The 917-nt window shown below is 63.5% G+C and carries 1 pseudogene; it reads left to right on the top strand.

Going from position 1 to position 917, the window contains the following annotated elements:
• Nucleotides 1-66: 66 nt before the first annotated feature.
• A pseudogene (gene istA / locus AC0IYH_RS28935) lies at nucleotides 67-917 on the top strand (IS21 family transposase); the annotation flags it as partial.

The following is a 917-nucleotide window of genomic DNA, read 5'->3' as shown; positions in this document are numbered from 1 at the left end:
ACCGAGAAGTGACCCGTGTCTCAACCTCACCCCGGCTGGCTGTCGGGGGGTCAAGGAGTGATAGACATGGCGTTACTGAGCGTCATCCGGCGCTGGGCATTTCGTGATGGGATGTCGATCCGGGAGATAACCCGCCGTACCGGGCTGTCGCGCAACACGATCCGCAAATACCTCCGGTCGGACGCGGTAGAGCCGAAGTTTGAGATAGTCGTCCGGCCAAGCAAGCTGGACCCGTATGCCGAGCGGCTATCGGGCTGGCTGAAGACGGAGATGACCAAGTCCCGAAAACAGCGGCGCACGGGCAAGCAGATCCACGCCGACCTGGTCGCGCTGGGCTATGACGGCTCATACAGTCGGGTAGCGGCTTTCATCCAGGCGTGGAGAGCGAACCGTCAGGTCCAGGAGCAGACGACGGGCCGGGGCACGTTCGTGCCGCTGGTGTTCGAGTCCGGCGAAGCCTTCCAATTCGACTGGAGCGAGGACTGGGCCGTTCTGGGCGGCGAACGGGTGAAGTTGCAGGCAGCTCATACCAAGCTGTCGCACAGCCGGGCGTTCATCGTGCGTGCGTATCCACTTCAGACCCACGAGATGCTGTTCGATGCGCACCAGCATGCCTTCCGAGTGCTCGGCGGGGTGCCGCGGCGCGGGATCTACGACAACATGAAGACGGCGGTCGACCGTATCGGCACGGGCAAGGCACGGCAGGTCAACGCGCGCTTCGCGGCGATGGCGAGCCACTATTTGTTCGAGCCGGAGTTCTGCAATCCGGCGTCCGGCTGGGAGAAGGGACAAGTCGAGAAGAACGTCCAGGATGCGCGTCGCCGTCTGTGGCAGCGGTTGCCCGCATTTCCTCATCTCGACGCCCTCAATGCATGGCTCGAAGAGCAGTGCATCGCCGAGTGGGCGCAGATCCCGCA

It is taken from the genome of Pseudomonas sp. AC463, assembly GCF_979253585.1.
Note: the sequence above shows the minus strand (reverse complement) of the source record. Positions and strands in the feature narration are given on the sequence as shown.